18 protein-coding genes and 1 riboswitch are annotated in these 22,266 nt (G+C 51.6%); of the genes, 14 read left to right on the top strand and 4 right to left on the bottom strand.

Going from position 1 to position 22,266, the window contains the following annotated elements; translation table 11 throughout:
- The 11 genes from HHI26_RS24960 to uraH all read left to right on the top strand — a co-directional run.
- Positions 1-478: EF-Tu/IF-2/RF-3 family GTPase (locus tag HHI26_RS24960; RefSeq protein ID WP_241008358.1), on the top strand; the 478-nt coding region annotated here is incomplete at its 5' end.
- Positions 479-748: 270 nt separating this feature from the next.
- The gene (gene secE / locus HHI26_RS24965) at positions 749-1,132 is read left to right on the top strand and encodes a preprotein translocase subunit SecE (RefSeq protein WP_133847003.1); all 384 of its coding nucleotides are present in this window, start codon (positions 749-751) and stop codon (positions 1,130-1,132) included.
- A gap of 1 nt (position 1,133) precedes the next feature.
- Complete coding sequence (gene nusG / locus HHI26_RS24970) at positions 1,134-1,679, top strand: transcription termination/antitermination protein NusG (RefSeq protein WP_062749168.1); 546 nt, start codon at positions 1,134-1,136, stop codon at positions 1,677-1,679.
- 197 nt (positions 1,680-1,876) lie between these two features.
- Positions 1,877-2,305, top strand: a complete 429-nt coding sequence (gene rplK / locus HHI26_RS24975) for a 50S ribosomal protein L11 (RefSeq protein WP_062749165.1) — start codon at positions 1,877-1,879, stop codon at positions 2,303-2,305.
- A gap of 3 nt (positions 2,306-2,308) precedes the next feature.
- Positions 2,309-3,013, top strand: a complete 705-nt coding sequence (gene rplA / locus HHI26_RS24980) for a 50S ribosomal protein L1 (RefSeq protein ID WP_133847002.1) — start codon at positions 2,309-2,311, stop codon at positions 3,011-3,013.
- Positions 3,014-3,345: 332 nt separating this feature from the next.
- Positions 3,346-3,849 (top strand): 50S ribosomal protein L10, encoded by a 504-nt coding sequence (gene rplJ / locus HHI26_RS24985; RefSeq protein WP_133847001.1) that lies wholly within the window; start codon positions 3,346-3,348, stop codon positions 3,847-3,849.
- A 67-nt stretch (positions 3,850-3,916) separates the two neighbouring features.
- Complete coding sequence (rplL, locus tag HHI26_RS24990; protein ID WP_048914311.1) at positions 3,917-4,282, top strand: 50S ribosomal protein L7/L12; 366 nt, start codon at positions 3,917-3,919, stop codon at positions 4,280-4,282.
- A 325-nt stretch (positions 4,283-4,607) separates the two neighbouring features.
- Positions 4,608-8,636, top strand: a complete 4,029-nt coding sequence (gene rpoB / locus HHI26_RS24995; RefSeq protein WP_133847000.1) for a DNA-directed RNA polymerase subunit beta — start codon at positions 4,608-4,610, stop codon at positions 8,634-8,636.
- An 85-nt stretch (positions 8,637-8,721) separates the two neighbouring features.
- Positions 8,722-12,945 carry a DNA-directed RNA polymerase subunit beta' gene (rpoC, locus tag HHI26_RS25000; protein WP_133846999.1) on the top strand — a complete coding sequence of 1,408 codons (4,224 nt, stop codon included), beginning with the start codon at positions 8,722-8,724 and terminating at the stop codon, positions 12,943-12,945.
- Positions 12,946-13,026: 81 nt separating this feature from the next.
- On the top strand, positions 13,027-14,097 hold the full coding sequence (locus tag HHI26_RS25005) for a DUF1176 domain-containing protein (RefSeq protein ID WP_171149967.1): 1,071 nt from the start codon (positions 13,027-13,029) through the stop codon (positions 14,095-14,097).
- Between the two features lie 137 nt (positions 14,098-14,234).
- Positions 14,235-14,657: a hydroxyisourate hydrolase gene (gene uraH / locus HHI26_RS25010; RefSeq protein WP_133846997.1), complete on the top strand. Its 423-nt coding sequence runs from the start codon at positions 14,235-14,237 to the stop codon at positions 14,655-14,657.
- A gap of 83 nt (positions 14,658-14,740) precedes the next feature.
- Here the strand turns inward: uraH and HHI26_RS25015 are convergent, their stop codons facing one another.
- A complete protein-coding gene (locus HHI26_RS25015; protein ID WP_167864937.1) occupies positions 14,741-14,929 on the bottom strand; it encodes a DUF1127 domain-containing protein in 189 nt (62 codons plus the stop codon).
- A 176-nt stretch (positions 14,930-15,105) separates the two neighbouring features.
- Between HHI26_RS25015 and HHI26_RS25020 the strand changes: the two genes are divergently transcribed.
- Positions 15,106-16,587, top strand: coding sequence for a PLP-dependent aminotransferase family protein (locus HHI26_RS25020; RefSeq protein ID WP_159338608.1), 1,482 nt, complete (start codon positions 15,106-15,108; stop codon positions 16,585-16,587).
- A gap of 205 nt (positions 16,588-16,792) precedes the next feature.
- Here HHI26_RS25020 and thiE read toward each other — a convergent pair whose 3' ends face one another.
- The 3 genes from thiE to rsd all read right to left on the bottom strand — a co-directional run bounded on the left by thiE (position 16,793) and on the right by rsd (position 20,184).
- Positions 16,793-17,437 carry a thiamine phosphate synthase gene (gene thiE, locus HHI26_RS25025; RefSeq protein WP_171149968.1) on the bottom strand — a complete coding sequence of 215 codons (645 nt, stop codon included), beginning with the start codon at positions 17,435-17,437 and terminating at the stop codon, positions 16,793-16,795.
- The gene (thiC, locus tag HHI26_RS25030) at positions 17,434-19,383 is read right to left on the bottom strand and encodes a phosphomethylpyrimidine synthase ThiC (RefSeq protein WP_241008359.1); all 1,950 of its coding nucleotides are present in this window, start codon (positions 19,381-19,383) and stop codon (positions 17,434-17,436) included. The genes thiE and thiC overlap by 4 nt, the downstream gene beginning before the upstream one ends.
- A gap of 90 nt (positions 19,384-19,473) precedes the next feature.
- Positions 19,474-19,572: riboswitch (TPP riboswitch) on the bottom strand.
- A gap of 105 nt (positions 19,573-19,677) precedes the next feature.
- Positions 19,678-20,184 carry a sigma D regulator gene (gene rsd, locus HHI26_RS25035; RefSeq protein WP_133846992.1) on the bottom strand — a complete coding sequence of 169 codons (507 nt, stop codon included), beginning with the start codon at positions 20,182-20,184 and terminating at the stop codon, positions 19,678-19,680.
- Between the two features lie 75 nt (positions 20,185-20,259).
- Here rsd and nudC point away from each other — a divergent pair, with 75 nt between their 5' ends.
- The gene (gene nudC / locus HHI26_RS25040; protein WP_133847005.1) at positions 20,260-21,033 is read left to right on the top strand and encodes an NAD(+) diphosphatase; all 774 of its coding nucleotides are present in this window, start codon (positions 20,260-20,262) and stop codon (positions 21,031-21,033) included.
- 382 nt (positions 21,034-21,415) lie between these two features.
- Positions 21,416-22,153: a polymer-forming cytoskeletal protein gene (locus HHI26_RS25045; RefSeq protein ID WP_133846991.1), complete on the top strand. Its 738-nt coding sequence runs from the start codon at positions 21,416-21,418 to the stop codon at positions 22,151-22,153.
- Positions 22,154-22,266: the final 113 nt, after the last annotated feature.

The raw sequence follows: 22,266 nt of genomic DNA on the forward strand, positions 1-22,266 counted from the left end.
TGTTAAAGTGGGTGAAGAAGTTGAGATCGTTGGTATCAAAGATACCGTGAAATCAACTTGTACCGGCGTTGAAATGTTCCGTAAGCTGCTGGACGAAGGCCGTGCGGGTGAGAACTGTGGTATCCTGCTGCGTGGTATCAAGCGCGAAGATATCCAGCGTGGACAGGTTCTGGCTAAGCCAGGTTCAATCAAGCCACACACCAAGTTCGAATCTGAAGTGTATATCCTGTCCAAGGATGAAGGCGGCCGTCATACTCCGTTCTTCAAAGGCTACCGTCCACAGTTCTACTTCCGTACAACTGACGTGACCGGTACCATCGAACTGCCAGAAGGCGTTGAGATGGTTATGCCAGGCGACAACATTCAGATGGTTGTTACCCTGATCCACCCAATCGCAATGGACGACGGTCTGCGTTTCGCAATCCGTGAAGGTGGTCGTACTGTTGGCGCGGGTGTTGTTGCTAAAGTTATCGCTTAATCGCTGATAATATTTGACGCAACGCACAGGAAAAGGGCATCATTTGATGCCCTTTTTGCACGCTGTAACATAGAACCTGACTCATCAGTGATTTTTTCGACCATAATCATTGCTGAGGCAGGCTCTGTAGCACGGCGTTAAAGCCAATAGTTTTCAAGCTACGGCTTGGAATTAAAGGATATGCCGAGTTACGCCTAACAGCATCATTCGGTTCGGTTGCCTCGTCTGACGAGGCAAAAGTGTTTCTGATTTATTGTGGCAGGTTGGTTTATGAGTGCTAATACCGAAGCTCAAGGAAACGGGCGCGGCCTGGAAGTATTGAAGTGGTTAGGTGTCGTGGTGCTTTTGGTCGCCGCTGTCGCCGGTAACTCCTATTATCGCGATGTAACATTACCTCTGCGCGCCCTTGCTGTCGTGGTCCTGATGGTAGCAGCAGCTGGCATTGCTCTGTGGACCACCAAAGGTAAAGCAACGTTGGCTTTTGCCCGTGAAGCGCGCACTGAAGTTCGTAAGGTCATCTGGCCTACTCGTCAGGAAACGTTGCACACCACGTTAATCGTTGCCGCGGTAACTGCCGTGATGTCACTGATTTTGTGGGGACTGGATGGAATTCTGGTTCGTCTGGTATCGTTTATCACTGGCCTGAGGTTCTGAGATGTCTGAAGCTCCAAAAAAGCGCTGGTACGTCGTTCAGGCGTTTTCCGGTTTTGAAGGCCGTGTAGCACAATCGCTGCGCGAGCATATCAAGTTACACAACATGGAAGAGCTGTTTGGCGATGTCATGGTTCCAACCGAAGAAGTGGTTGAGATCCGTGGTGGCCAGCGTCGTAAAAGCGAGCGCAAGTTCTTCCCAGGTTACGTGCTGGTCCAAATGGTGATGAACGATGCCAGCTGGCACCTGGTACGCAGCGTGCCGCGTGTTATGGGCTTCATTGGTGGTACCTCTGACCGCCCGGCGCCGATTAGCGACAAAGAAGTTGATGCTATCATGAACCGCTTGCAGCAAGCGGGTGATAAACCACGTCCGAAAACTATGTTTGAGCCTGGTGAAATGGTGCGCGTAAGCGATGGTCCATTTGCTGACTTTAATGGCGTGGTGGAAGAAGTCGACTATGAGAAAAGCCGCCTGAAAGTTTCTGTATCCATCTTTGGCCGTGCAACACCGGTTGAGCTGGACTTCGGTCAGGTTGAGAAGGGTTAATTACCTTTCTTAAAGACGCCCCTGCTTTTGTTGCGGGGCGCATGAAAAATACACAATCACTGTGATCTAGTGGTTGCGAGAGGCGCGAAATTGCACTACAATTTCGCGCCTTTTGTTTTTATGCGCTGTTCTCAGCGTGTGAATATTAATCACGGGGAGCTCCTTCAGGAGCGTTATCACCCAATAGAGGAATTATCATGGCTAAGAAAGTACAAGCCTACGTTAAGTTGCAGGTTGCAGCTGGTATGGCAAACCCAAGTCCACCGGTAGGTCCGGCACTGGGCCAGCAGGGCGTTAACATCATGGAATTCTGTAAAGCGTTCAACGCCAAAACAGAATCCCTGGAGAAAGGTCTTCCAACGCCAGTTGTGATCACCGTTTACTCTGACCGTTCTTTCACCTTCGTTACCAAAACCCCTCCTGCAGCAGTACTGCTGAAGAAAGCGGCTGGTATTAAGTCTGGTTCTGGCAAGCCGAACAAAGACAAAGTAGGTAAAGTATCGCGTGCTCAGGTACGTGAAATCGCAGAAACCAAAGCTGCGGACATGACTGGTGCTGACCTGGAAGCGATGACTCGCTCCATCGAAGGTACTGCTCGTTCCATGGGCCTGGTAGTAGAGGACTAAGAAATGGCTAAGCTGACCAAGCGCATGCGCGTGATCCGTGACAAAGTTGATTCAACTAAACAGTATGACATCAACGAAGCTGTTGCTCTGCTGAAGGAACTGGCTACTGCTAAGTTCGTAGAAAGCGTTGACGTAGCTGTAAACCTGGGCATTGATGCTCGTAAATCTGACCAGAACGTTCGCGGTGCAACTGTACTGCCACACGGTACTGGCCGTTCTGTTCGCGTTGCCGTATTTGCCCAGGGCGCAAACGCTGAAGCTGCTAAAGCAGCCGGCGCTGAGCTGGTAGGTATGGAAGATCTGGCTGACCAGATCAAAAAAGGCGAAATGAACTTCGACGTTGTTATCGCATCTCCTGATGCAATGCGCGTTGTTGGCCAGTTGGGTCAGGTTCTGGGCCCACGCGGTCTGATGCCAAACCCGAAAGTTGGTACTGTAACTCCTAACGTTGCTGAAGCAGTGAAAAATGCTAAAGCAGGTCAGGTTCGTTACCGTAACGACAAGAACGGTATCATCCATACCACTATCGGTAAGGTTGATTTCGATTCTGAAAAACTGAAAGAAAACCTGGAACACCTGCTGGTTGCGCTGAAAAAAGCAAAACCATCTCAGGCGAAAGGCGTTTTCATCAAGAAAGTTAGCCTGTCCACCACTATGGGCGCAGGCGTTGCAGTTGATCAGGCTGGCCTGAACGCTGCTGCAAACTAATCTTGTGCTTTACGCGGGCGAATTATTCATCTAGAATCTTACGCCCGTTGTTCTGTAAATATACAGAACCCGGAATTCAGCCATTCGTGGCGACATATTCCAAGAATTTTTAGGTTGGAGCCTGGCCTTATCCAGGCCTCCGTCCAAGACCGCAGGTGTTTCGTAAGAAACTTAATCTCCTGCGTAGACGGTGACAGAACCAAAAGAATATTTTTATAGTCTTTGCTGGATTCTGCTCACCGTGATTTAGCGCCTGTCTGTGGCAACACTGTTCAGGCGAAGTGAGTTCCGGGGAAATCCATCCCCGGCCAAAAATCCAGGAGCACAAGCTAATGGCCTTAAATCTTCAAGACAAACAAGCGATTGTTGCTGAAGTCAGCGAAGTAGCCAAAGGCGCGCTGTCTGCGGTAGTTGCGGATTCTCGTGGCGTTACCGTAGATAAAATGACCGAACTGCGTAAAGCAGGACGTGCAGCTGGCGTTTACATGCGTGTTGTTCGTAACACCTTGCTGCGCCGCGTCGTTGAAGGTACTCAGTTTGAGTGCCTGAAAGACACGTTTACCGGTCCTACCTTGATTGCATACTCTATGGAACACCCGGGCGCTGCTGCTCGTCTGTTCAAAGAGTTCGCGAAAGCGAATGCAAAATTCGAGGTTAAAGCTGCAGCCTTTGAAGGCGAGCTGATCAGTGCGGCTCAGATCGACCGCCTGGCAACTCTGCCTACCTACGATGAAGCAATCGCACGCCTGATGGCAACCATGAAAGAAGCCTCTGCTGGCAAACTGGTTCGCACTCTGGCTGCTGTACGCGATCAGAAAGAAGCTGCTGCTGCTTAATCAGCCAGCCTTTCTTTTCCGTTCACTTGCTTACGTATAAATTACTTTCTGAATTTAGGAACACGAAATGTCAATCACTAAAGACCAAATCATTGAAGGCGTTGCAGCTCTGTCTGTAATGGAAATCGTTGAACTGATCTCCGCTATGGAAGAGAAATTCGGCGTGTCAGCTGCTGCTGCTGTTGCAGGTCCTGCTGCTGCTGCTGAAGCTGTAGAAGAAAAAACCGAGTTCGACGTTGTACTGAAAGCTATCGGCGCTAACAAAGTTGCCGTGATCAAAGCAGTACGTGGCGCAACTGGTCTGGGCCTGAAAGAAGCTAAAGATCTGGTTGAGTCTGCACCTGCTGCCCTGAAAGAAGGCATCAGCAAAGACGACGCAGAAGCACTGAAGAAAGCACTGGAAGAAGCTGGCGCAGAAGTTGAAGTTAAATAAGCCAACCTTTCAGGTTGCAGCCTAGTCTTTTAGGCTGATGGCTGGTGACTTTTTGGTCACCAGCCTTTTTGCGCTCTACAGCGTCAATGATATTTCACACTGTTTAGTCATTGATTAGCTTAATATCTTTCTCTATCGACGACTTAATATACTGCATTCCTGACTGGGTTCCCTGCTCAGACACTTGCAGCGAAATGATTTAAGCGTGATAGAAAGAGGTATTACGAAAAGCACTCTGCTTTTCGAACAACACAAAACAGCGTTGCATGAACTGTCCTCCTGGATGGACAGCGAGGTTCTACATTTCAGCGAGCTGAGGAACCCTATGGTTTACTCCTATACCGAGAAAAAACGTATTCGTAAGGATTTTGGAAAGCGTCCACAAGTTCTGGACATTCCATATCTCCTTTCTATCCAGCTTGACTCGTTTCAGAAGTTCATCGAGCAAGATCCGGAAGGTCAATATGGTCTGGAAGCAGCATTCCGTTCCGTATTCCCAATCCAAAGCTATAGCGGTAATTCTGAGCTGCAGTACGTCAGCTACCGTTTAGGCGAACCTGTATTTGATGTTAAAGAGTGTCAGATTCGTGGTGTCACGTACTCTGCACCTCTGCGCGTAAAACTGCGCCTGGTGATCTACGAGCGCGAAGCGCCGGAAGGCACCGTTAAAGACATCAAAGAACAAGAAGTTTACATGGGTGAAATTCCACTCATGACCGATAACGGTACCTTTGTGATCAACGGTACTGAGCGTGTTATCGTTTCTCAGCTCCACCGTAGTCCTGGTGTCTTCTTCGACAGCGATAAGGGTAAAACCCACTCATCGGGTAAAGTGCTGTATAACGCACGTATTATCCCTTACCGCGGTTCATGGTTGGACTTCGAGTTCGACCCGAAAGACAACCTGTTCGTCCGTATTGACCGTCGCCGTAAACTGCCTGCGACCATCATTCTGCGTGCGCTGAATTATACTACTCAGCAGATCCTGGATCTGTTCTTCGAAAAAGTAGTGTACGAAATTCGCGACAACAAGCTGCAGATGGAGCTGGTCCCAGAGCGCCTGCGTGGTGAAACTGCGTCATTCGATATTGAATCGAACGGCACCGTTTACGTCGAAAAAGGTCGCCGTATTACTGCGCGCCATATTCGCCAGCTTGAGAAAGATGCCATTGCACACATCGAAGTTCCGGTTGAGTACATTGCCGGTAAAGTCGTCGCTAAAGACTACATCGATGAGAGCACTGGTGAACTGCTGATCGCGGCGAACATGGAGTTGTCACTGGATCTGCTGGCGAAACTGAGCCAGTCCGGTCACAAGCGCATCGAAACACTGTTCACCAACGACCTGGATCACGGTGCGTACATGTCTGAGACTGTACGTGTCGACCCAACCAGCGATCGCCTTAGCGCTCTGGTTGAGATCTACCGCATGATGCGTCCTGGTGAGCCACCAACGCGTGAAGCGGCTGAAAACCTGTTCGAGAACCTGTTCTTCTCTGAAGACCGCTACGATTTGTCTGCGGTTGGCCGTATGAAGTTCAACCGTTCTCTGCTGCGTGACGAGATCGAAGGTTCCGGTATCCTGAGCAAAGACGACATCATTCAGGTGATGAAGAAGCTCATCGGTATCCGTAACGGTATTGGCGAAGTGGATGATATCGACCACCTCGGCAACCGTCGTATCCGTTCCGTCGGCGAAATGGCTGAAAACCAGTTCCGTGTTGGCCTCGTGCGCGTAGAGCGTGCGGTGAAAGAGCGTCTGTCCCTGGGCGATCTGGATACCCTGATGCCACAGGACATGATCAACGCCAAGCCAATTTCAGCGGCAGTGAAAGAGTTCTTCGGTTCCAGCCAGCTGTCACAGTTTATGGACCAGAACAACCCGTTGTCAGAGATCACGCATAAGCGTCGTATTTCTGCACTGGGCCCGGGCGGTCTGACGCGTGAGCGTGCAGGCTTCGAAGTTCGAGACGTACACCCGACTCACTACGGTCGCGTATGTCCAATCGAAACGCCGGAAGGTCCAAACATCGGTCTGATCAACTCCTTGTCTGTTTATGCACAGACCAATGAGTATGGTTTCCTGGAAACCCCATACCGTCGCGTTCGCGAAGGCGTGGTGACCGACGAAATTCATTACCTCTCTGCTATTGAAGAGGGTAACTACGTTATCGCTCAGGCGAACACCAACCTCGACGACGAAGGTCACTTCGTAGACGATCTGGTGACCTGCCGTAGCAAAGGCGAATCGAGCCTCTTCAACCGTGACCAGGTTGACTACATGGACGTTTCCACCCAGCAGGTGGTTTCCGTCGGTGCGTCACTGATCCCGTTCCTGGAGCACGATGACGCCAACCGCGCATTGATGGGTGCAAACATGCAACGTCAGGCGGTTCCAACTCTGCGTGCTGATAAGCCGCTGGTTGGTACTGGTATGGAACGCGCGGTAGCGGTCGACTCCGGTGTTACTGCCGTAGCGAAACGTGGTGGTACGGTTCAGTACGTGGATGCATCACGTATCGTTATTAAAGTTAACGAAGACGAAATGCATTCTGGCGAAGCCGGTATCGACATTTACAACCTGACCAAATACACCCGTTCTAACCAGAACACCTGCATCAACCAGATGCCTTGCGTGAACCTGGGTGAACCAATTGAACGTGGTGATGTGCTGGCTGATGGTCCTTCAACCGACCTCGGTGAATTGGCACTGGGTCAGAACATGCGCGTCGCGTTCATGCCGTGGAACGGCTATAACTTCGAAGACTCCATCTTAGTCTCCGAGCGTGTGGTACAGGAAGATCGCTTCACCACTATCCACATCCAGGAACTGGCATGTGTGTCTCGCGACACCAAGCTGGGGCCAGAAGAGATCACTGCCGACATCCCTAACGTGGGTGAAGCTGCGCTCTCTAAACTGGATGAGTCCGGTATCGTGTACATCGGTGCGGAAGTGACTGGCGGTGACATTCTGGTTGGTAAGGTAACGCCGAAAGGTGAAACCCAGCTGACGCCAGAAGAGAAACTGCTGCGTGCAATCTTCGGTGAGAAAGCGTCTGACGTTAAAGATTCTTCTCTGCGTGTACCAAACGGCGTGTCTGGCACCATCATCGACGTTCAGGTCTTCACCCGCGATGGCGTGGAAAAAGACAAACGTGCGCTGGAAATCGAAGAGATGCAGCTGAAGCAGGCGAAGAAAGACCTGTCTGAAGAACTGCAAATCCTCGAAGCTGGCCTGTTCAGCCGTATTAACTACCTGCTGGTTGCTGGCGGTGTTGAAGCGGAAAAACTGGACAAGCTGCCACGCGAGCGCTGGCTGGAACTGGGCCTGACCGACGAAGAAAAGCAAAACCAGCTGGAACAGTTGGCCGAGCAGTACGACGAGCTGAAGCACGAGTTTGAGAAAAAACTTGAAGCTAAGCGCCGCAAAATCACTCAGGGCGATGACCTGGCACCTGGCGTGCTGAAAATCGTTAAAGTGTATCTGGCCGTTAAACGTCAGATCCAGCCTGGTGACAAAATGGCAGGTCGTCACGGGAACAAAGGTGTTATCTCCAAGATCAACCCGATCGAAGATATGCCATACGATGAGTTCGGTACGCCGGTCGACATCGTTCTGAACCCGCTGGGCGTTCCATCACGTATGAACATTGGTCAGATTCTTGAAACCCACCTGGGTATGGCTGCGAAGGGCATTGGCGAGAAAATTAACGCTATGCTTAAGAAGCAGGAAGAAGTGTCCAAGCTGCGTGAGTTTATTCAGCGTGCTTACGATCTGGGCAGCGATTTGCGCCAGAAAGTTGACCTGAACACGTTCACCGACGACGAAGTGCTGCGTCTGGCAGAGAACCTGAAAAAAGGTATGCCAATCGCAACACCGGTGTTTGACGGCGCGAAAGAAAGCGAAATCAAAGAGCTGTTACAGCTCGGCGGCCTGCCTTCTTCTGGTCAGATTACGCTGTTTGATGGTCGTACCGGTGAGCAGTTCGAACGTCAGGTTACCGTTGGCTACATGTACATGCTGAAGCTGAACCACCTGGTTGATGACAAAATGCATGCGCGTTCTACCGGTTCTTACAGCCTCGTTACTCAGCAGCCGCTGGGTGGTAAGGCGCAGTTCGGTGGTCAGCGCTTCGGTGAGATGGAAGTATGGGCACTGGAAGCATACGGTGCCGCTTATACCCTGCAGGAAATGCTGACCGTGAAGTCTGATGACGTGAACGGCCGTACCAAGATGTATAAAAACATCGTTGACGGCAATCATCAGATGGAACCGGGCATGCCGGAATCCTTCAACGTACTGTTGAAAGAGATCCGCTCGCTGGGTATTAACATCGAGCTGGAAGACGAGTAATAACTCGCATCTGCTGTACTGGTTACAGGGCGCCCGGGTCACTCCGGGCGTCTCTGAGAAGTCTCACTCCGACGGGAGCTAATCCGTGAAAGACTTACTTAAGTTTCTGAAAGCGCAAACTAAGACCGAAGAGTTTGATGCGATCAAGATCGCTCTGGCATCGCCAGATATGATCCGTTCATGGTCTTTTGGCGAAGTTAAAAAGCCGGAAACCATCAACTACCGTACGTTCAAACCTGAACGTGACGGGCTTTTCTGTGCGCGTATTTTCGGGCCAGTAAAAGACTACGAGTGCCTGTGCGGTAAGTACAAGCGCTTGAAACATCGCGGTGTGATCTGTGAGAAGTGTGGCGTTGAAGTTACACAGACCAAAGTTCGCCGTGAGCGCATGGGCCACATTGAGCTGGCTTCGCCTACTGCGCACATCTGGTTCCTGAAATCGCTGCCTTCGCGCATCGGTTTACTGCTGGATATGCCACTGCGTGATATCGAACGTGTTCTTTACTTCGAATCTTACGTAGTGATTGAAGGCGGCATGACCAACCTCGAAAAGCGCCAGATCCTGACTGAAGAGCAGTATCTCGACGCGCTGGAAGAGTTTGGTGACGAATTCGACGCTAAAATGGGTGCGGAAGCGATCCAGGCTCTGTTGAAAAACATGGACCTGGAACAAGAGTGTGAAACTCTGCGTGAAGAGTTGAACGAAACGAACTCCGAAACCAAGCGTAAAAAACTGACCAAGCGCATCAAGCTGCTGGAAGCGTTCGTACAGTCTGGTAACAAACCAGAATGGATGATCCTGACCGTGCTGCCTGTTCTGCCACCGGACCTGCGTCCTCTGGTACCGCTGGACGGCGGTCGTTTCGCTACGTCGGATCTGAACGATCTGTATCGTCGCGTGATTAACCGTAACAACCGTCTGAAACGCCTGCTGGATCTGGCTGCGCCAGATATCATCGTACGTAACGAAAAACGTATGTTGCAGGAAGCGGTCGATGCGTTGCTGGATAACGGCCGTCGCGGTCGTGCGATCACCGGTTCTAACAAACGTCCTCTGAAATCTTTGGCCGATATGATCAAAGGTAAGCAGGGTCGTTTCCGTCAGAACTTGCTGGGTAAACGTGTCGACTACTCTGGTCGTTCGGTTATCACTGTAGGTCCATACCTGCGTCTGCATCAGTGTGGTCTGCCGAAGAAAATGGCACTGGAGCTGTTCAAACCGTTTATCTACGGCAAGCTGGAACTGCGTGGTCTTGCTACCACCATCAAAGCCGCTAAGAAAATGGTTGAGCGCGAAGAATCCGTCGTCTGGGATATCCTGGATGAAGTGATCCGCGAACACCCGGTCCTGCTGAACCGTGCACCAACTCTGCACCGTCTGGGCATCCAGGCGTTTGAGCCAGTACTGATCGAAGGTAAAGCGATTCAGCTTCACCCGCTGGTCTGTGCGGCATACAACGCCGACTTCGATGGTGACCAGATGGCAGTACACGTACCGCTGACGCTGGAAGCTCAGCTGGAAGCGCGTGCGCTGATGATGTCTACCAACAACATCCTGTCACCTGCGAACGGCGAGCCAATCATCGTTCCTTCTCAGGACGTTGTACTGGGTCTGTACTACATGACCCGCGACTGTGTTAACGCCAAAGGCGAAGGCATGGTGCTGACTGGCCCGAAAGAAGCTGAGCGTGTTTACCGCTCTGGCCATGCGTCTCTGCACGCTCGCGTTAAGGTGCGTATCACCGAACACGAGAAAAACGAGCAGGATGAGTGGGTTGCTAAAACCAGCATCATCGACACCACCATTGGTCGTGCGATCCTGTGGATGATCGTACCAAAAGGTCTGCCTTACTCTATCGTCAACCAGGCGTTGGGTAAAAAAGCGATCTCCAAGATGCTGAACACCTGTTACCGCATCCTGGGTCTGAAACCAACGGTTATCTTTGCTGACCAGACCATGTACACCGGCTTTGCCTATGCAGCACGCTCAGGCGCGTCTGTGGGCATCGACGACATGGTTATCCCGGCTAAGAAAGTGGAAATCATCACCGAAGCAGAAGCGGAAGTGGCTGAGATTCAGCAGCAGTTCCAGTCTGGTCTGGTTACCGCTGGCGAACGCTATAACAAAGTGATCGATATTTGGGCTGCGGCCAACGAACGCGTTGCTAAAGCGATGATGGAAAACCTCTCTACCGAACTCGTGATCAACCGCGATGGCGTGGAAGAGCGTCAGGTTTCCTTCAACAGCATCTTTATGATGGCCGACTCCGGTGCTCGTGGTTCTGCAGCGCAGATTCGTCAGCTGGCCGGTATGCGTGGTCTGATGGCTAAGCCAGATGGCTCCATCATCGAAACGCCGATCACCGCGAACTTCCGTGAAGGTCTGAACGTACTCCAGTACTTCATCTCCACGCACGGTGCGCGTAAAGGTCTTGCGGATACCGCACTGAAAACAGCTAACTCCGGTTATCTGACTCGTCGTCTGGTTGACGTCGCGCAGGATCTGGTTGTGACTGAAGATGACTGTGGTACACGCGAAGGTATCATGATGACTCCGGTCATCGAAGGTGGTGATGTTAAAGAGCCGCTGCGTGAGCGTGTACTGGGTCGTGTGACCGCAGAAGACGTGATCAAGCCAGGTACTGCTGACATCCTGCTGCCGCGTAACACTCTGCTGCACGAACAGCAGTGTGACCTGTTGGAAGAACACTCTGTTGACAGCCTGAAAGTGCGTTCCGTAGTAAGCTGCGAAACTGACTTCGGTGTGTGTGCTCACTGCTATGGTCGCGACCTGGCACGTGGTCACATCATCAACAAAGGTGAGGCCATCGGCGTTATCGCAGCACAGTCCATCGGTGAGCCGGGTACACAGCTGACGATGCGTACGTTCCACATCGGTGGTGCGGCATCTCGTGCGGCTGCTGAATCCAGCATTCAGGTGAAGAACAAAGGTACGCTGAAACTGATCAACGCCAAGTCGGTAACGAACTCCGCTGGCAAGCTGGTGATCACCTCGCGTAACGTTGAACTGAAAATGATCGACGAATTTGGTCGTACCAAAGAGAGCTATAAAGTTCCTTACGGTTCAACCATGGCGAAAGGTGACGGCGAGCAGGTTGCAGCGGGCGAGACCGTAGCAAACTGGGATCCACACACCATGCCGGTCATCACCGAAGTGAGCGGTTTCATTCGCTTCACTGACATGATTGACGGTCAGACCATTACCCGCCAGACGGACGACCTGACCGGTCTTTCTTCTCTGGTGATTCTGGACAGTGCTGAACGTACTGCCGGTGGTAAAGATCTGCGTCCAGCGCTGAAAATCGTTGATGCTAACGGCAATGACGTCATGATCCCTGGCTCTGATATGCCTGCCCAGTACTTCTTACCGGGTAAAGCAATCGTCCAGTTGGAAGATGGCATCAAGATCAGTTCTGGTGACACCCTGGCGCGTGTACCTCAGGAATCTGGCGGTACCAAGGACATCACCGGTGGTCTGCCACGCGTTGCTGACCTGTTCGAAGCCCGTCGTCCGAAAGAGCCGGCAATCCTGGCTGAGATCAGCGGCATCATTTCCTTCGGTAAAGAAACCAAAGGGAAGCGTCGTCTGGTGATCACGCCGATCGACGGTAGCGATCATTACGAAGAGATGATTCCGAAATGGCGTCAGCTGAACGTGTTCGAAGGTGAACGCGTAGAGCGCGGTGACGTGGTTTCCGATGGCCCAGAATCTCCACATGACATTCTGCGTCTGCGTGGCGTGCATGCGGTGACCCGTTATATCACTAACGAAGTGCAGGAAGTTTACCGTCTGCAAGGCGTTAAGATTAACGATAAGCACATCGAAGTCATCGTTCGTCAGATGCTGCGTAAAGCAACCATCTCAAGCGCGGGAAGCACTGACTTCCTCGACGGCGAGCAGGTTGAGTTCTCACGCGTTAAGATCGCTAACCGCGAACTGGAAGCTAACGGCAAGATCTCTGCAACATTTGCACGCGATCTGCTGGGTATCACCAAAGCTTCCCTGGCAACCGAGTCGTTTATCTCTGCGGCTTCGTTCCAGGAAACCACGCGCGTACTGACCGAAGCAGCCGTTGCGGGCAAACGCGACGAACTGCGCGGCCTGAAAGAGAACGTTATCGTTGGCCGTCTGATTCCAGCCGGTACCGGTTACGCGTATCATCAGGATCGTATGCGTCGTAAAGCCGCGGGCGAAGCGCCAATCGTGCCAGTAGTGACTGCCGATGAAGCCTCTGCCAGCCTGGCTGAACTGCTTAACGCAGGAAACCTGGGCGGTAATGACGATTAATCGTCAACGGCCTGTGGCATAATAAAAAACCTCGCTTCGGCGGGGTTTTTTTTCGACTAAACAAAATCACATGGATAAAAAATGCAAAATAATAAGGTTGTGATGGCGCTGGCACTGCTGGGATTAAGCGCAGGCGCTCAGGCAGAAGAGTGGGCTAATGCCCCGGTGCAAAAGACGTTTAAAAACTGGCAGGTGACTTGCAACAATCTCAATGACTGTGAGGTGCGCAATACCGATGAGGTATTGCGGATTATCATCAAGCGTAAGGCTGGTGCAGAGTCTCAGCCTTCCCTCAATTTTCAGCAATGGGGCGATCAGAAACCGACAGGGATCTGGCTGGATGGCAAACCCTGGCATTCCAACATTGAGATTTCACCGTCAAAAATCAGTGATGACTATAGCGCGGGCGGCAGTGAAAAACTGGCTGATGTACAGCAGTGGGTTCAGGCCACTAAAAATGCTCTGACCATTGCGCTCACACCCGGTACACCCGATTCTGAAGCTGCCTCCCTCGGCGGGCTCAATGCGGCACTGCTGCTGGTGGATGAACGACAGGGGCGATTAGGGAATCAGACCGCGCTGCTGAAAGTGGGGAATAATGAACCTTCGATGGTGTCGGCACGGCCTGTCCCGGCGGTGCTGAACTTCCCAGTGCCCAGAGTCATTCCTTTGACCAACGCCGCTGCGTTAATCGACGGTGCGATTGAGGCTAACAGCAAACTGCTGGCGAAAGAGAGCTGTGAGCCGGACAAAGAAGCACGTGAGCGCAGTGAAGCGCAGCCACTGAATGACAAGCAGGCTCTGGTGCTGGTCAATTGTGGTCTGGGAGCTTATCAGTCTTCCAGTATGCTGTTTATCAGTGAGCGCAATAATCCCCAGGACTCAAAGCAGCTGACTCTGCCATTACCCGGAAATGATGAAGACGGCAAACCCAGGGTGATGAGCTGGTTTACTGAAGCAAGCTACGATCCGCAAACGGGTGAGCTGTATTATTCCGGGCGCGGGCGCGGTATTGCTGACTGTGGAGATAATGGCGGTTGGAAATATGATGGTAAGACATTCCATCTGACACACTATAACAATCAGCAGAGCTGCAATGGCGGCGAGCCAGGAGACTGGCCATCCGTTTGGGCGACGGCAGGAACTGAATAATCCCTCTTTAAGAGGAAGCATTCTGACTTCCTCTTTTCCCCTAAGCTTCTGGGAAATTTCACATATTTGGCGCTAAAGTCGTCGCTAAAGGCGACGACTGCTATCTTCATGCCGACATTAATACTAAGGAGTCCGACATGAAGATTGTTAAAGCCCTGGTACTGACCAGCCTGGTCAGTGCTTCTCTGCCTGTACTGGCTGCCGGTGATGAAGGGATGAAGAATCCGCTGAGCGTGCACGTGCTTAACCTGCAGACTGGTGTACCGACCTCCGGTGTGACGGTTGAACTCGAACAGCAGCAAAAGCAGGGGTGGGTGAAACTGGCTTCTGGCGTCACGGATAAAAACGGACGTATCCCGGCACTCTATCCGGCTGGGAAAACGATGGCTGCGGGTGACTACAAAGTGGTCTTCAAAACCGGTGATTACTACAAACAGCAAAAGCAGCCGACTTTCTTCCCGGAGATCCCGGTGATCTTTCATGTGGAGAACAGTGACAGCCACTACCACATTCCTCTGCTGCTGAGTCAGTACGGTTACTCTACCTATCGCGGTAACTGATAACCACATCGCCATAAAAAAGGGGCAACGCAGCAGGACGGCCGCGTTGCCCTCGGGTACATCCTTCGACCCAGGCCACATCACTATAAGTTGCGGACATCCTCACAGGTCAGTCCGATATCCTTCAGTTGCGCATCACTCAGACGCGACAGAATCTTGCGGGTGCAGGAACGTATGCGTCTTGCCTGCCAGCGATGATAAGGCATAAGAAAGATTGCGTTAATCAGCGTCCAGCTAAATGGCTTCGCTGCTCTGTTCTCATCAAATTCCATCACTGCCTCCTCATCACCTTGGGTATGACGACTATTTTGTCGATAAATACCTTTATGATACAGATGCAAAAAACACCTTTTATTGACATACAGATTGCGAGATAGTGTGACTGAATGGTGATTATTACCGCTATCTGTACTGGTTTTTCCAAAATAGAGTGGGAGTGGAGGATACGATGACACGTTATCAGCGGCTGGCAGAACTGCTGGCTCAACGTATTGAGCAAGGGTTGTATCAGGCCGGCGAGCGATTGCCATCCGTACGTTCACTCAGTGGCGAACATGGCGTCAGCATCAGCACGGTTCAGCAGGCTTACTATCTGCTTGAAGAGAAACAGCTGATTACGCCACAGCCCAGATCCGGCTACTTTGTCACCCCACGCAAGGCGGCACCGCCGCTGCCGCCGATCACTCGCCCGGTTCAGCGCCCGGTGGAGATCACCCAGTGGGATGCGGTGATGGATCTGCTCAATGCCCGGCTGGATGACGATATGCTTCAGCTCGGAAGCGGTATGCCGAATATTGATTCTCCTACGCTCAAGCCGCTGTGGAAAATTATCAGTCGCCTTGGGCAGCAGCAGGACCCAAGGCTGTTGAGTTACGATAATCTGTATGGTGTGCCGGAACTGCGTGAACAAGTCGCGCGCCTGATGATCGACAGCGGCTGCCAGGTCACCGCCGACGACATTGTGATTACCACGGGTTGCCATGAAGCGCTGTCGGTATCGATCAGAGCGGTATGCCAGCCGGGGGATATTATTGCCGTGGAGTCACCAGCCTTTCACGGCACCATGCAAACCCTGCGCGGTTTTGGGATCCGCGCTATCGAGATTCCTACGGATTCCGTTACCGGCATCAGTCTGGAAGCACTGGAGCTGGCGTTTGAGCAATGGCCGATTAATGCCGTGGTGGTGGTGCCAAACTGCAATAACCCGCTGGGGTTTGTGATGCCAACGCAGCGTAAGCAGGCATTGCTGACGCTGGCGCAGCGCTTTGATGCCGCGATCATTGAAGATGATGTTTATGGTGAACTCGCTTTTGACTATCCTCGTCCGGTCACCATCAAGTCGCTGGATATGGATGGTCGTGTTCTGCTGTGCAGCTCATTTTCTAAAACGCTGGCACCCGGCCTGCGGGTGGGGTGGGTGGTGCCGGGGCGTTATTTTGATCGTGTTTTGCATATGAAATATATCAGCACGGGTTCAACGGCCACTCAGACACAGATGGCGGTCGCCGCTTTTATTCGCCAGGGGTATTACCAGCCTCATCTGCGGCGTATGCGCAGTTACTATCAGCGCAGCCTGGAGACGTTCACCCGGCGGGTGCGGCATCACTTTCCCTGTGGGATCTGTGTGACTCGTCCTCAGGGAGGATTTCTTATTTGGGTCGAACTGCCAGAACCTTTTGATGCGCTGCGCCTGAACCAGGATCTACGTGCTTCCCATATTCAGATTGCTGTCGGGTCGCTGTTCTCAGCATCAGGTAAATACCGCAACTGCCTGCGCCTCAGCTATGCGCAGTCGTTTACCGATAAAACCGAACGTGCTCTGGAGGTGTTGGGGGCGGCGGTAGAGCGGGCAGTGCTGGCCTGTGCTCCGGTATCCTCGCAGGTACAAGAAGAGGGTGAAGGCAGGGTCAGTGAGAAGGAAAACTACTGACCCTGGCGGATGGCAGGATTGCCCCCCGCACGGCCACTATAGCGGCTGCATTTCCCGATAAAAGCGTGAATAAACAAGGCTGCGTAATGTCTTCAGCCCTGTTTTTCCGTGTTGCAGCAGATTGCATTTTATTGCGAAACGCGCCCTGAGCCTCGAACGTGCCGAGCACCTGCCCGAACGTTTTTTACCGATATTTATAATGATGTCAGGAATGTGGGGTGTTCTGTGGCTCGACCAGGTCCAGTAGCTGATACGTCGCCGCACGCCAGTCGCTGGCTTGTGTAATCGCGCTCACCACAGCAACACTGCCCACCCCGGTGGCCAGCACCTGGGGAATACGTTCCAGACTGATCCCACCGATAGCCACGGTAGAGATCCCCTTCAGTCGCTTTATGTGGCGCGTTAACTCTTCCAGTCCCTGCGGATCAGAGGGCATGGCTTTTGTCTGGGTTGGAAATACGTGGCCCAGGGCAATATAGGAAGGTTTTTCGGCCAGCGCGCGATCCAGTTCGGCATCGTCATGGGTTGAAAGACCGAGGCGCAGTCCGGCAGCATGAATGGCATCCAGATCGGCAACATCCAGATCTTCCTGACCCAGATGGATGCCGTAAGCCTGATGTTTTATCGCTAAACGCCAGTAGTCATTAATAAACAGGCGGGCTTGATAGCGTTTACCCAAGGCAATGGCATCAACGATCTGCTGTTCAACTTCATGCTCTGCACAGTCTTTAATGCGCAGTTGCAGTGTACGTACGCCCGCATCAAGCAGGCGTTCAATCCACTCCACCGTATCGACCACCGGATAAAGACCCAATCTGGCATTGGTTGGGGGAAAAGCTCCACGACTCATATTTGTTCCTCTGATTTCAGGGTGTCGGCGCGATGATACAGTTCACTGCCACGGTGACGAAACTCGTCAGACATCTGTGCCATACCTATTTCGATCGGCCGTGCTTCGGCCTCCTGACGTGCGGCGTATTCACGCACTTCCTGGGTGATCTTCATTGAACAGAATTTGGGTCCACACATTGAGCAGAAGTGTGCCACTTTGCCGGATTCCTGCGGCAGGGTTTCATCGTGATATGCACGGGCAGTGTGCGGATCGAGGGCGAGATTAAACTGATCTTCCCAGCGGAATTCGAAACGCGCTTTCGACATGGCGTTATCACGAATCTGTGCTCCGGGATGGCCTTTCGCCAGGTCGGCGGCATGGGCTGCGATTTTATAGGTAATCAATCCCTGTTTGACATCCTCTTTGTTCGGCAGGCCGAGGTGTTCTTTGGGTGTCACGTAACATAACATCGCGCAGCCAAACCAGCCGATCATGGCGGCGCCAATACCGGAAGTGAAGTGGTCATAACCCGGAGCAATATCTGTCGTCAGGGGCCCCAGCGTATAAAACGGGGCTTCGTGACAGTGCTCAAGCTGTTCCGTCATATTGACGCGAATCATCTGCATGGGCACATGCCCAGGGCCTTCAATCATCACCTGGACGTCATATTCCCAGGCAATTTTGGTCAGTTCGCCCAACGTGCGTAATTCTGCGAACTGTGCTTCATCGTTGGCATCCTGAATGGAACCCGGGCGCAGGCCATCGCCCAGCGACAGCGAAACATCGTAGGCGGCGCAGATTTCACAGATGTCGCGGAAATGCTGATAGAGGAAACTCTCTTTATGGTGAGACAGGCACCATTTCGCCATAATTGAGCCGCCGCGCGAAACGATACCGGTCAGGCGTTTGGCGGTCATCGGTACATAGCGCAGCAGCACACCCGCATGAATAGTAAAGTAATCAACGCCCTGTTCAGCTTGTTCCAGCAGTGTGTCGCGGAAAATTTCCCAGTTGAGGTCCTCTGCCACACCGTTCACTTTTTCCAGCGCCTGATAGATGGGCACCGTGCCAATCGGCACCGGGCTGTTACGCAGGATCCACTCGCGGGTTTCGTGAATATAACGCCCGGTGGAAAGGTCCATCACCGTATCTGCCCCCCAACGGGCTGACCACACCAGTTTTTCCACCTCTTCTTCGATGGAAGAGCTGACCGCGGAATTGCCGATATTGGCGTTAATTTTCACCAGAAAGTTGCGACCGATAATCATCGGCTCCGATTCCGGGTGATTAATATTGGCCGGGATAATCGCGCGTCCTGCAGCAACCTCCTGGCGAACGAACTCAGCAGTGATATTTTCAGGCAACTGTGCACCAAAGCTGTGACCAGGATGCTGTTGCAGCAGCACCTCGCCGCGAATGCGTTCTCGTCCCATATTTTCACGGAGAGCGATAAATTCCATTTCCGGGGTGATCATGCCCAGCCGGGCATAGTGCATCTGAGTGACACAGCGGCCTTCCAGCGCCCGGCGCGGACGTGGCAAATTATCAAAACGCAGATGATCCAGCCCTTCATCTTCGAGGCGTTGCTGGGTGTAGGTAGAGCTGAGTTCAGCGATCTGTTCGGTATCACCCCGTTTGATGATCCAGGTGCTGCGCAGCGGATTTAGCCCTTTGTGAACATCAATCGCCGCCGCCGGATCGCCGTAGGGACCCGCTGTATCGTAGACCGGTATCGGTTCATTCGCTTCCAGCAGCGGTTCGTCTTTGCTACCGCCCACGGTGGTCGGGCTCAGTTGAATTTCGCGCATCGGCACACGGATATCCGGCTGCGAGCCGGTCAGGTAAATGCGTTTTGAATTGGGGAAGGCAGTGCCCTGCAGGGAGTCGATAAACTGCTGTGCTTCTGCACGCTGTTTCCGGCGGCTGGTTTTTTTCTCAATGAAAGGTTTTTCAACGGTAGACATAGCAAGTTCCTGATAATAATACGGAAGTTTGCTTGCCTGGAGGCGGGAGTAATGAGAACGATGTGACAAAATACGGTATCACACCGTAATAGCTGATTTACTCTTGTTCCCTTCGCAGGTACTAACCTGATCAGGTTCCGCGGATCCCGAATTAACGGTCTCAGCCCTGGGGCACTCCGACAAGATATCGACTGGTTTTTCAGTCAACGTAAGGGAGAGGCATGCCTCGCCCTTACCCCTCAAGCATAAAGGGGCTTTTTGGAAACTACAAGAAGTTCACATTCTGATAACGAATCAGGCAGGGCGAGCAAGCGAGCACGAGTTGGCAGCGCTTTGATTATCATCATTTTTTTCTAAAGCCAGCTTGATGAATTTATCCTCCAGCGTAAATCGAGCCTCCAGCGCTTCACCGACTACCGATAATGCCCGCTGAAATTCAACGCAGTTATCATCATCGATGGCTGTTTCCAGATGCGAATCATAAATCTCCATTATCTGATCGGTATTGGCTTTTAAAGAGGGGTAGATTAACGACGCTTTCGCCAGTTGCTCGGTCCCTTCCAGTTCCTTGATAAAACGTTCGTAGACGGTGAAATGACCGGTGGAAAGGTAGTCCACCAGATGCTGGCAGAATGTATCCAGCGCGTTTTCATCGAGCGTCGTCAGCGTTTCCTTGTTAGGCTTAATGCCAGCCATTTGGTAATAGGTAACCAGCAACTGCTTGCGGGAGCGCAGGCAGAAGTCTACCAGCTCACTGCATCCGCCGACGCGCGCGGTGAGGACTTCTAACTGGTTAAGCATGTTCAACTCCGTGAATGTTATATTTTAACGTCTGACCTCAATCCAGTCTTTAAGCTGAGGATGATGAGCAAAATGATGGAACAGGAAATTTTAAGCGTAGACGCTGGCTGGTGGGTTGTCAGCCAGGAACATAAAATTTGGTTACCAAAAGGTGAGCTGCCGCATGGTGATGCGGGCTCATTGGGCCTGACAGGGCGATCAGGGGCGCCGATTGGAGAGTGGCAGGGCGAGAAAGTGTGGCTGATCCGCGGTACGTATCCTCAGGATATGGGATCGCTACGCCAGTTGCTCGATCAAGATACGGGCCTGTTCCAACTTGCCGGACGCGGTATTCAGTTATCAGAATTCTATCGTTCACACCGTTGGTGTGGCTACTGTGGCCATGAAATGCACCCCAGCAAAACCGAATGGGCGTGTCTCTGCGGGCATTGCCGGCAGCGTTACTATCCGCAAATTGCACCTTGCATTATCGTGGCGATCCGCCGGGGCGAAGAGATTTTGCTGGCGCAGCATACGCGGCATCGTAACGGGATTTTCACGGTACTGGCTGGCTTTGTCGAGGTGGGCGAAACCCTTGAGCAAACGGTAGCACGTGAAGTGATGGAAGAAAGCAGCATCCGTGTGAAGAATCTGCGCTATGTCTCTTCTCAACCCTGGCCTTTCCCCCAGTCACTGATGATGGCGTTTATGGCCGACTATGCTGGCGGTGATATCAATATTGATCCAAAAGAACTGCTGTCTGCGGGGTGGTATCGTTACGATGCGTTGCCGCAGTTACCTCCAGCAGGAACGGTGGCTCGCAGGCTGATTGAAGACACTGTCGCAATATGTCGCGCAGAAGCCGAATAATACTGTTTTTAATGTTTTTTTCTGATAAAGGTTTTTTAGCGATATATTCTCCTGGTTAATTTTTTGAGTCAGGAGAGTTATTGCTTTATTTAAATAATATAAACAAACACGACTTTATATTTGCATTGAATTCAAATATCATTCCATGCCATAAACTGCGCCGCTTATCATAATAAAGAGTGGTTTCATTAAAAATGCTTAAAAAGTGATATTCTACCCGTTAATTTTACTGGTGTTTTCTTCTATTCACATTTATTTAATTCGGTGCTGCTTTCCAGAAATGACTTTCTGGTTAACGATGACGCGATCACGTCCTCAGCTTAATGATGACGTCAGCGGCTGAGTCTTGTGCATGAGGTTCCGTACGTTGTGAGTGAATACAATGTCTGAGACGAAAAAACAATGTTATCTGTGGGGAATCTGGTCTTGCTGGAGCATAAGTATACTTGCCTTTGCGCTATCAATAAGAACGACCTTATTAATTTCTCTGGGTGTTATGGTGTGCCTGATTATGCTGCTAGCTATCCCCTTTCTATACAATAAAAGGACGATTAAAAACGTGTTTAATTTCAATCGCAAGGCAGAACCTCAGTCAAATGAGAATTTATCTTCACAGGTCAAGCTGGAACAAAATGTATCACCCCTTGCTCCTTCGTATGATGACAGTAATACGAAAGAAACAGTGATCTCTATTGGTACTGTATTACGGGGCGAAATGACCAACGAAAACAATATTTCAATCAATGGTGTTGTTGAAGGGGACCTGACCAGCCAGAAAATGACGCAGATTGGTAAGGAAGGTCAGGTTGTCGGAACAGTAAAGTCCGTTAAGCTGGTGGTCAATGGTCTGCTGAAAGGAAGCTGTTATGCCAGGACGGTTGTTATTATGTCGCGTGGCAGGATTGAAGGTGAAGTGTTCGCCACCGAGTTCTCCATTGAGAAAGGTGGGGTATTTATAGGAAATTCTCATCAGATTGAAGAGCCACAGTTGCCGGTGGAGAAGAAAGAAAAAAAACGGATGGTCACTATGGGCGACAGTTCACCTTCTCTTATCGCTGTTGAAAACACGCAGGGAAAAATCGATAGTTCACCAGGAAGAAATGTGGCGGCTGGCAATTAAAAGTAAGGGAAAGCTGTTGTTATTTCGCTAAATTTCATCTTTCCCCTGTCGTTGTTCACGATGCATTCAGGGGCGGGTGTGCCTGGTTAGTTCAATTTTTCGAGTGGTCGATC

The sequence above is a fragment of the Erwinia sp. JH02 genome (assembly GCF_013074405.1).
Taxonomy (GTDB): domain Bacteria; phylum Pseudomonadota; class Gammaproteobacteria; order Enterobacterales; family Enterobacteriaceae; genus Erwinia; species Erwinia rhapontici.